The 10,160-nt window shown below is 69.9% G+C and carries 7 protein-coding genes and 3 pseudogenes; 7 read left to right on the forward strand and 3 right to left on the reverse strand.

Annotated features, from left to right (window positions below; all coding sequences use genetic code 11):
• The first annotated feature begins 28 nt into the window (after positions 1-28).
• From V1633_RS14160 to V1633_RS14170, 3 genes are read left to right on the forward strand one after another with little or no spacing between them, the layout of a single operon-like run.
• Positions 29-1,021 carry a ketopantoate reductase family protein gene (locus V1633_RS14160; protein ID WP_331214744.1) on the forward strand — a complete coding sequence of 331 codons (993 nt, stop codon included), beginning with the start codon at positions 29-31 and terminating at the stop codon, positions 1,019-1,021.
• Between the two features lie 60 nt (positions 1,022-1,081).
• A complete protein-coding gene (locus tag V1633_RS14165) occupies positions 1,082-1,585 on the forward strand; it encodes an RNA polymerase sigma factor (protein WP_331214745.1) in 504 nt (167 codons plus the stop codon).
• A complete protein-coding gene (locus V1633_RS14170; RefSeq protein WP_331214746.1) occupies positions 1,578-2,495 on the forward strand; it encodes a hypothetical protein in 918 nt (305 codons plus the stop codon). Before V1633_RS14165 ends, V1633_RS14170 begins: the two co-directional genes overlap by 8 nt.
• An 82-nt stretch (positions 2,496-2,577) precedes the next feature.
• On the opposite strand, the gene V1633_RS14175 is transcribed toward V1633_RS14170, so the two are convergent.
• A complete protein-coding gene (locus V1633_RS14175; protein WP_331214747.1) occupies positions 2,578-4,173 on the reverse strand; it encodes an acyl-CoA carboxylase subunit beta in 1,596 nt (531 codons plus the stop codon).
• A 36-nt stretch (positions 4,174-4,209) separates the two neighbouring features.
• On the opposite strand from V1633_RS14175, the pseudogene V1633_RS14180 reads away from it, so the two are divergent.
• From V1633_RS14180 to V1633_RS14185, 3 genes and pseudogenes are all read left to right on the forward strand, one after another.
• A pseudogene (locus V1633_RS14180) lies at positions 4,210-5,130 on the forward strand (biotin--[acetyl-CoA-carboxylase] ligase); the annotation flags it as partial.
• Positions 5,110-5,247 (forward strand): annotated as a pseudogene (locus V1633_RS36975) (biotin--[acetyl-CoA-carboxylase] ligase); the annotation flags it as partial. The pseudogenes V1633_RS14180 and V1633_RS36975, both read left to right, overlap by 21 nt.
• 259 nt (positions 5,248-5,506) lie before the next feature.
• Positions 5,507-6,067: a PH domain-containing protein gene (locus V1633_RS14185; protein ID WP_331214749.1), complete on the forward strand. Its 561-nt coding sequence runs from the start codon at positions 5,507-5,509 to the stop codon at positions 6,065-6,067.
• A gap of 485 nt (positions 6,068-6,552) precedes the next feature.
• Here V1633_RS14185 and V1633_RS14190 read toward each other — a convergent pair.
• Positions 6,553-7,161 (reverse strand): annotated as a pseudogene (locus tag V1633_RS14190) (GtrA family protein); the annotation flags it as partial.
• 62 nt (positions 7,162-7,223) lie between these two features.
• Positions 7,224-7,799 carry a GtrA family protein gene (locus tag V1633_RS14195; protein ID WP_331214750.1) on the reverse strand — a complete coding sequence of 192 codons (576 nt, stop codon included), beginning with the start codon at positions 7,797-7,799 and terminating at the stop codon, positions 7,224-7,226.
• Between the two features lie 363 nt (positions 7,800-8,162).
• On the opposite strand from V1633_RS14195, the gene V1633_RS14200 reads away from it, so the two are divergent.
• Entirely contained in the window at positions 8,163-10,013 is a 1,851-nt protein-coding gene (locus V1633_RS14200; RefSeq protein WP_331214751.1) for a phosphoenolpyruvate carboxykinase (GTP), read from the forward strand.
• Positions 10,014-10,160 lie beyond the last annotated feature (147 nt).

The raw sequence follows: 10,160 nt of genomic DNA on the forward strand, positions 1-10,160 counted from the left end.
AGGGGCTGGCGAGGAGCAGAGGAAGACGATGCGGTACGTGATTGTCGGCACCGGCGCGGTCGGCGGCACCATCGGCGTACGGCTGAGCCGGGCCGGCCTGGACGTGGCGCTGGTCGCCCGCGGTGCCCAACTGGAGGCGATCCGGGAGCGCGGCCTGACCCTGGTCACACCCGACGGCGAACACACCGCCGAGGTGCCCGGCTACGGCGACCCGGCCACCGGCGCGGACGTGCCGACGCTGACCCCGGACACGGTGCTGGTGCTGACGGTCAAGTCACAGGACACCGAAGCGGCGCTGCGCGCCTGGGCGGACCTGCCGGTGGTCGGCGGTGGAACCGCGTCGGAGCGGCTTGCGCTGCTCACCGCCCAGAACGGCGTGGCGAACGAGACCGCCGCCGCCCGCCTCTTCGACCGGGTTTATCCGGTCTGCGTCTGGCTGCCGGCGACGTACCTGGAACCGGGGCGGGTGGTGGCGAGCGGACACCCGTACTCCGGGATGCTGCACCTCGGTGGGTACCCGGACGGTTCCGACGGGACCGCCCGGCGGATCGCCGAGGACCTGGTGGCCGCTGGTTTTCTCGCCCCGGTCCGGGACGACGTCATGCGCTGGAAGTACGGCAAACTGCTCCGTAACCTCGGCAACGCCGTCGAGGCGCTGTTCGGCCGCGACTCCGGCGCCGTCGAAGAGTTGTACGAGGCGGTACGGGCCGAGGGAGAGGCGGTGCTCGGCAAGGCCGGCATCGCCCACACGTCGGTGGCCGAGGAGGCCGCCGAGCGGGGTGACCGGATCCAGTCCGTGCCGGTCGGCGGGGCTGGGCGGCAGGGCAGTTCCACCTGGCAGAGCCTGGCCCGGGACACCGGCTCGGTCGAGACCGACTACCTCAACGGTGAGATCGTGCTGCTGGGCCGGCGCCACGACGTGCCGACGCCGGTGAACGCGGCGATCCAGCGGGCGATCCGGCAGGCGGTACGGGAACGGATCCCCGCCGGTGCCTTCCCGAGGGCACGACTTTTCCGCTGAGGCCGGCAACCGGACCCGGGGGCACAGACGTAACGCCTGTATCCGCCCGAGGAGGTGCAGGTGGCCGACGTCGAGGACTTCGACGAGTTCTACCGGGGCAGTCGGCAACGGCTGCTCGGATACGTCTATCTGCTGACCGGCAACCTGAGCGAGGCGCAGGACGCGGTCCAGGAGGCGTACATTCGGGCGTGGCAGCGCTGGTCGACGGTGCGCGGGCACGACAATCCGGAGGCCTGGGTCCGAATGGTGGCGACCCGGGTGGCGATCAACCGCTGGCGCAGCCTGCGTAGCCGTGCCCGGGCCTACCTCCGGTACGGCGTGACGACCACGGACACCCCGCCGCCGGACACCGACACCGTCGAGGTGGTCGCCGCGCTACGCCGGCTGCCCGAGGAGCAGCGCACCGCCATCGCCCTCTACTACCTGCTCGGCATGCCGGTCGCCGAGGTGGCCCGGAAAACGGGAGCACCGGTCGGCACCGTGAAGGCCCGGCTTTCGCGGGGGCGGGCCGCGCTCGCCCAACTACTGTCCGTGGTGGAGTTCGAGGAGGTCGTCGATGCATGACCGGGAAGCGGCACTCGTCGAACGGCTCAACGCCGAACTTGTCAACGTCCGGTGGTCCACGGCGGAGGAGATCCGGGGCCGCGCCCGACGTCGTACCCTGATCCGTCTTGTCGTCGGGGCGTTCGCGTCGGTCGTCCTGCTCGGCACCGGCACGGCCGCCATCGCCACCCTCGGCCCGGCGGTGTACGACGTGCCGGCGCTGCCGGGTGGCGACGTGCCGACGACCTCCCCGGTCCGGTCGACGACCGCCCTGGGCCTGCCCTCACCGGCATCGCCCGGGAAACCGGTGCCGGAGGAGGCGCTGCTGCAGCCGGTGGACGTCGGAGCGGGGCTCGTGGTCGACCGGGTCAACACCGGCAGGGACGAGCCGGTGACCCTTCTCGATCCAGCGACCCTCAACCACTGTCCGGCGTTCACCCGGAGCCGGTTCGACACCGTGTACGCCCAGCAGTACCGGCGGCACACCGTCCAGCAGCCGCCGACCGTGTACGCGGCACCGGAGACCGGTGAACCGGTCGTGCACGAGGAGGTGTACCGGGTCAGCGTCGACGACGCGAGCCGGATCCTCGCGGATGTGCACCGGATCGTCACCGACTGCGACCGCTTCGTCTCGACCGGCTCGGCGCAGAGCGGCACGCGCGTCATCGACGTGGAGGCGGAGCACCACTGGGCGGTGCTGGGGGAGCGCCTCGGCGGCGACGAGTCGTTGTTGATCGAGCACCGGGTGACCGTCCGCAGCCGGGAGCCGGACGAAACGTTCAGCGACTCCGACACGTACCTGATGGCGGTGATCCGGCTCGGCGACCTGGTCGCGCTGATCCAACCGGTGGACACGGATCGGGACCGCGCCCGTGAACTGGCCTCGGCGGCGGCGGCGCGGCTCTGCCTGGCCGCGATCCGGGGCTGCTGAAACCGGTGGCCGGTACGACCGGTCTGGCAGCCGATCCGACCTCCAACCGGCGTGCCGGGGCGGATCGGAGGATGTCCGCCGGTCAGAGGGGGATGTTGCCGTGCTTCTTCGGCGGCAGGGTCTCCCGCTTGGTACGCAGGACCCGCAGCGCCCGGACGATCTGGCCCCGGGTCTCCGCCGGCCGGATCACCGAGTCGACGTACCCGCGTTCGGCGGCGATGTACGGGTTGGCGAGCGTGTCCTCGTACTCGGTGATCTTCTCGGCCCGCAGCGCGGCCGGGTCCTCGGCGGCAGCGAGTTCACCCCGGTAGAGGATGTTCACGGCGCCCTGCGCGCCCATCACCGCGATCTGCGCCGTCGGCCAGGCGAAGTTGAGGTCGGCACCGAGATGCTTGGAACCCATCACGTCGTACGCGCCGCCGTACGCCTTGCGGGTGATGACCGTGACCTTCGGGACGGTCGCCTCCGCGTACGCGTAGATGAGCTTCGCGCCGCGTCGGATGATCCCCTCCCACTCCTGTCCGGTGCCGGGCAGGAACCCGGGTACGTCCACAAAGGTCAGCACCGGGATGTTGAACGCGTCACAGGTGCGGACGAACCGGGCGGCCTTCTCCGAGGCGTCGATGTCCAGGCAGCCGGCGAAGTGCATCGGCTGGTTCGCCACCACCCCGACGGGACGGCCCTCGACCCGGCCGAAACCGACCACGATGTTCTGCGCGTACAGCGGCTGGATCTCCAGGAACTCGCCGTCGTCGAGGACGTGCTCGATCACCTGGTGGATGTCGTACGGCTGGTTCGCCGAATCGGGGATCAGCGTGTCCAACTCCCGGTCGGCGTCGGTGACGTCCAGTTCGGCCGAGGCGTCGTCGAAGACCGGCGGCTCGTCGAGGTTGTTCGACGGCAGGTAGGACAGCAGTGCCTTGACGTACTCGATCGCGTCGTCCTCGTCCGTGGCGAGGTAGTGCGCGTTGCCGCTGCGGGTGTTGTGGGTACGCGCCCCGCCCAGCTCCTCCATCCCGACGTCCTCACCGGTCACCGTCTTGATCACGTCCGGTCCGGTGATGAACATGTGGGATGTCTGGTCGACCATCACGGTGAAGTCGGTCACCGCCGGTGAGTAGACCGCGCCACCCGCACACGGACCCATCACCAGCGAGATCTGCGGGATGACGCCGGACGCGCGGACGTTGCGGAAGAAGATCTCGCCGTAAAGGCCGAGGCTGACCACACCCTCCTGGATCCGGGCGCCACCGGAGTCGTTGATGCCGACCACCGGGCAGCCGATCTTCATCGCCAGGTCCATCACCTTGACGATCTTCTCGCCGAAGACCTCGCCGAGGGAGCCGCCGAAGACGGTGAAGTCCTGGGCGAAGACGCAGACCTTGCGGCCGTCGACAGTGCCGTAGCCGGTGACGACACCGTCGCCGTACGGGCGGGTCCGCTCCAGCCCGAAGTTCGTCGACCGGTGCCGGGCCAGCCCGTCCAACTCGACGAAGGAGCCCTCGTCGAGCAGCATCTCGATCCGTTCCCGGGCGGTCTTCTTGCCCCGGGCGTGCTGCTTCTCCACCGCCCGGGCCGAGCCGGCGTGCACCGCCTCGTCCACCCGTCGGTCGAGGTCCGCGATCCGTCCGGCGGTGCTGTGAAGGTCGGGTTCGGTGGAGGTCCGCTGCGCAGTCACGTCCGCGATCGTAACGACGCCCCGTACGCTGGCCTGATGCCGGGATCGCCGTACACCGACCTGGACCGTCCGCCGCTCGACGCGCGACGGCTGCAGCGGGCCCTGATCGTCCCCGACGGCCTCTGGAACCGGCTGGTGCTGCGGGCCGAGACCGGGTCGACCAACGCCGACGTGGCGGACGCCGCCCGGTCCGGGGAGCCGGAGGGGCTGGTGGTGGTCGCCGAGCGGCAGACCGCCGGCCGTGGCCGGCGGGGGCGCTCCTGGGAGTCGCCGGCCAGGGCCGGGATCGCGGTGAGTGTGTTGCTCCGACCGGGGGTTGCCGCGTCTGACCGGGGCTGGCCGGCCGTGCCACCGGCCCGGTACGGCTGGCTGCCGCTGCTGGCCGGCGTAGCGCTGGTCGAGGCGGTGGATCGGCTCGCCGAGCTGGACTCCGCGCTGAAGTGGCCCAACGACCTGCTCGTCTGGCCCGGACTCGGGGCGCCGGTCAGCGTCGCCGGGCCGGCGGGCGTCGGTCCGGTCGAGCGGGCGGATGTCGGGCCGGCGGATGGCGTTGCCGGCCCGGCGGGCGTCGGTCGGGTCGGGCCGGCGGGCGGTGGATCCGCCACGATGGAGCCGGGCGACGAGCCCTCGGGTGAGGCGAAGTGTGCCGGGATCCTGGCGGAGGGCGTGGCGGCGGCCGCCGGGCAGCCATCGGCGGTGGTGCTCGGGATCGGGCTGAACGTGACACTGCGGGTGGACGAACTGCCGGTCACCACCGGTCTGCCGGCGACCTCGCTCCAGTTGGCCGGTGCCGTCGCCACGGACCGGGACCCACTGCTCCGGGCGTTGCTGCGCGGCATCGAGCGCTGGTACGGCCGCTGGCGTGCCGCCGGCGGCGACGCGGGGGAGTGTGGCCTGCGCGAGGCATATCTGCAGCACTGTGCCACCCTCGGCCGGGAGGTACGGGTGCTGCTACCCGGCGGTGACGACCTGGTGGGCACGGCCCGGACCATCGACCCCGATGGCCAGCTGGTCCTCGACACCCTTGACGGCGAGCGGCGGGTCGCCGCGGGTGACGTCCTGCACCTCCGCTGAGCCTCCCCGTGCTGCCGGGCCTGCCGTGATGCCCGGCCCGCTGTGTTGCCGGCCTGCTGACGCCCGGCCTGAGTGATCCGGGGCCCGGCCCTGTCGTGAGCCGAGTCCGGCCCTGCCACGGCCCAGGCGCGACCGTCCCCGACGGGTGGGATGTCACCAGGCGTACGTCGCGGTAAAGAGTCGGTACCGAATGGCGTGTCGGTGGCGGACAACCGCTACGGTCACCGGCGGACATTCGTGTATGGACGAGGAGGTTGGGGTGGCATTCCCTGAGGACGTGCTCACCACGGACGAGCATGTCGTGGCGCACCTGCACCCACACTGGAAGGCGCTGATCCGGCCGGTTCTGGTGCTGGTCCTGGCCATTGCCGCGGTGGTGGTCGGCTTCGTCCTCCTGCCGTCGATCGCCGGCTGGGTGATCGCGGCGGTCGCGCTGGTGGCGGTGGTCGTGTTGAGCCTGTGGCCGTACCTGGTGTGGCGGACCACACACTATCTGTTCACCAATGAGCGGGTTCTGCTGCAGAAGGGTGTTTTCAACCGTGACCGGCGGGACATCCCGCTGAGCCGGATCAACGACCACTCCATGAACCAGCGGTTCCTCGAGCGGATGCTCGGCTGCGGCACGCTCACCATCGAGTCGGCCGGCGAGCGCGGGCAGTCCGTGCTGGCGGACATCCCGAACGTGGAGAAGATCCAGACCACGCTGTACGAGCTGGTCGAAACCAACCACGACAAGCACTCGCTGGGCGACAACGAGATGCGCGAGATCCTCGCCGACATGACCGAGGGCAAGCCGCTGCGCGAGGAGCAGGCCAAGTAGCTGTCGACGTTTCCGCGCCGGTCCGCTTCCGGGGCCGGCGCGGAGGTGTTTCAGCGGCCGTCCGGCTCCGGACCCACGAGCGCGGCGGGACGGCGGAGGGAACAGCGGGCCGCCCCCTGAGATATCCGCTCCCAGCGGTCTGCGACGCCGCCGTCCCGCTCAGGCGGGATGCTCGCTTCCAGCGGGCTGTGGGCCACCGCCCGCCCGCGCGGGGGCGGGGAGCCGCGTCAGCGGAACCGTCGACGCGCGGCCGCGTTCAGTTTCGCGGCGTTCAGCTCGGCGACGAGTTCCTGGTCCAGGTCCACGTCGAGGGTCTCGGCGAAATCGGCCGGCAGTGGCGGAACCCGGCGCTGGGCCGGCCGCTTCGTGCCGTTCGGGGCGGTCGCCGTGCCGTCGCCCACCTGGGCGGCGTCCCTGCGCACGGCTGGGCCCGGCCCGCCGCCGACGGCCGGGGTGGCATCCTCGCCGTCCGCCGTGCCAGGTCGCCCGTTCAGGGCGGTTCTCCCGGTCTGTCGCTGCCCGTCCGGCCGTGCCTCGCGTTCGTCGGAGAACTCGGCGGCGGCCTCGGCCAGTTCGGCCACCGGGTCCAGCTTGGCCAGGAAGTCGCCTTCCGGCCCGTGCGTCGGCTTTGTGCCGGTATCGACCTTGTCCGGCGTGCTGGGGGGCTTCCGGAACACGAAGGTGCGGTACGACCAGAAGCGGAAGATGGTGGCGAGGCCGACACCGATCGTCTTGACCACGAGCAGCACGGTGAGGTTGCGGACCCCGAAGCCGTACTTGGCCAGTGCCAGCACACCCAGCTCGATGGCCAGGCCGGTGGCGTTGAACAGGAAGAACAGGGCGGTTTCCCGGTGTACGGCCGACTTGGGCCGGTCCCGGTAGGTCCAGTGCCGGTTCATCAGGTACGACGTGCAGGTGGCCACGATGGTGGCCACCACATTCGCCTTGAGTTCCCCGTCGGCGAACACGGTGAGCGCGAGTGCGATGAACACCGCGTAGTTGATCGCGGCATTCACGCCCCCGACAGCGCCGAACTTCAGCACCTCGTGAAGGAGCCTCTGCCAGCGTTCGGGCAACATCCGGACGAAACGCATTCGCACACCTTAGGCCAGTAGGGCGGGCCGGCCGCACCGACCGTACGAGGATGGGCTGCTGGTCACGACCCCGGGTGGCCCTTGCTGATCACCTCGGGGGCGTCGGACGCCGCCGGACCGACGAAGACGAAGCGCCGGTAGGACCAGAACCGGAAGAAGGTGCCCAACGCGGCACCGACGAAGTTCCCCGCGATGTTGTCGGCGATCAGGGACTTGAAGACCCCTGGCCAGATGCTGCCCAGGCCGTAGTGACTGATCGCCAGACAGGCCAGCCCGATGCCGAGGCCGACCGCGTTGAAGACGAAGTAGAGCGAGTACTCACGGGCCATGCCCGAGCGTTCCCGGTGTCGCCAGGTCCAGAACCTGTTGCCGACGAATGCCAGCGTCGCCGCGATCACGGTGGAGAACGTCTTCGCCGTCAGGGTCTCCCAGTCGAGACTCGCCTTGGCGTAGTTGAACAGGGCGAAGTCGACCGCGAAGGCGATCCCGCCCACCGTGCCGAACTTGCCCAGCTCGTGGAGAAGGTGTCCGAACCGGTGCCAGAGCTGGTGGAAGAGGCCGCGCCGGGTGCCCGGGGATGAGGGTGGTTCGCCGGTCGCGGTCGAGGACACGGGTTGAGCGTACCGGTTCCCGGCCATGCCCACGGCCCGCTACGAACGACTCGCGGAGGCTGGCGCCGAGCGCCTCCGGTCGGCCGTCGGTGTCACGCTTCCGGTGTGGCTCCCGGGTCGGTTGACACCTCCGCGAATGCGTGAGGACATCGTGACGCGATGTCATCGCCGGGAAGATTTGCGTGAAACTGCGCGCGGCAGCGAGGAAAGAGGCGCCTTATCGCACGGCCGCCGGATCCTGTGCAGTTCTTCACAACCAGTCTCGCTGCCCTGAACGGCCGCTCGGTTTACGCTGACGGAAATCCCAGGCTTTCACCGGCGGCACCGTCGCCGGTCCGTTCGGCACCGCACGCTCTGTAAACGGTCAGCGTCGACCAAAGGAGATCTGCCATGGCCGCTCCGGCTACCATCCGGGGGCTCGATCAAGCTCCGACCAGCCACTCCAAACTACTCGCCTGGGTCAAAGAAGTCGCCGAACTGACCAGTCCGGACCAGGTGGTCTGGGTCGACGGCTCGGAAGCGGAATGGCAGCGACTCACCGACGAACTGGTCGAGGCCGGCACCCTGGTACGACTCAACCCGGACCGTAAGCCCAACTCCTTCTGGGGACGTACCGATCCCTCCGATGTGGCCCGCGCCGAGGACCGTACGTTCATCTGCTCCGTTGACGAAGCCGACGCCGGCCCCACCAACAACTGGATGGCCCCGGCCGAGATGAAGCGCATCATGACGGACCTCTACCGGGGTTCGATGCGAGGCCGCACGATGTACGTCATTCCGTTCTGCATGGGCCCGCTGGAGGCGGAACAGCCCATGTTCGGGGTGGAGATCACGGACAGCGCGTACGTCGTCGTCTCCATGCACATCATGACCCGGATGGGCACGAAGGTGCTGGCCGGGATGGGCACGGACGCCGATTTCGTGCCGTGCCTGCACTCGGTCGGCGCCCCGCTGGAGTCCGGTCAGCAGGACGTCGCCTGGCCGTGCAACGACACCAAGTACATCTCGCACTTCCCGGAGAGTCGGGAGATCTGGTCCTTCGGCTCCGGGTACGGCGGCAACTCGCTGCTCGGCAAGAAGTGCTACTCGCTGCGGATCGCCAGCGTGATGGGCCGGGACGAGGGCTGGCTCGCCGAGCACATGCTCATCATGAAGCTCACCTCGCCCGAGGGCCGGGTGCACTACGTCGCCGGCGCGTTCCCGTCGGCCTGCGGCAAGACCAACCTGGCGATGCTGGAGCCGACGCTGCCCGGCTGGAAGGTCGAGACGATCGGTGACGACATCGCCTGGATGCGGTTCGGCTCCGACGGCCGGCTCTACGCGGTCAACCCCGAGTACGGCCTCTTCGGCGTCGCCCCCGGCACCGGCTGGAAGACCAACGCGAACGCCATGCGCACCATCGACCGCGGCAACTCCCTCTTCACCAACGTGGGACTGACCGACGACGGCGACGTCTGGTGGGAGGGGATGGGCGACCCGCCGGCCCACCTCATCGACTGGAAGGGTCGGGACTGGACGCCGGACAGCGACGAGCTCTCCTCGCACGCCAACAGCCGGTTCTGCACCCCGTTGCTGCAGTGCCCGATCGTCGCCGAGGAGTTCAACGACCCGAACGGCGTACCGATCGACGCGATCCTGTTCGGCGGCCGGCGCAAGGACACGATTCCGCTGATCACCGAGTCCCGGGACTGGGTGCACGGTGTCTACATGGGAGCGACCCTGTCCTCGGAGACCACGGCGGCGGCCTCCGGCGAGGTCGGCGTGGTCCGTCGGGACCCGATGGCGATGCTGCCGTTCATCGGGTACCACGCCGGTGACTACTTCCGGCACTGGATCGAGATGGGCAAGGGCACCGACGGCGACGAGGCCAAGCTGCCGAAGATCTACTACGTGAACTGGTTCCGGAAGAACGCCGACGGCGACTTCATCTGGCCCGGCTTCGGGGAGAACTCCCGGGTGCTCAAGTGGGTCGTCGAGCGGTTGGAGGGCCGGGCCGACGCGGTCGAGACGCCGATCGGGTTCGTACCCGCCCCGGGCGCGCTCGACGTCGACGGTCTCGACATGAGCCCGGAGGACCTGCGGATCGCCACCCGGGTCGACGTCGCGGAGTGGCGCCAGGAGTTGCCCCGGATCACCGAGTGGTTCGAGAAGTTCGGCGACAAACTGCCGGGTGTGCTCTGGGCCGAGTTGGACGCGCTGCGGGCCCGCCTCGACGAGGAGGCCGCCCGCACTGCGGGGTAGACGTGCGAGGAAGGGCCCCTTCTTATCGTTTTCTGTTGTAGAAGGGCCCCTTCCTTACACCCGGGGCAGGTGTGTGGGTGGACCGCGCCGGGCATCATCAACGCCATGACGACGGCCGCCGGAACACCGCTCCGGGGGCCGGCCGCC

Source organism: Plantactinospora sonchi, from assembly GCF_036422035.1.
Lineage (GTDB): Bacteria > Actinomycetota > Actinomycetes > Mycobacteriales > Micromonosporaceae > Plantactinospora > Plantactinospora sonchi.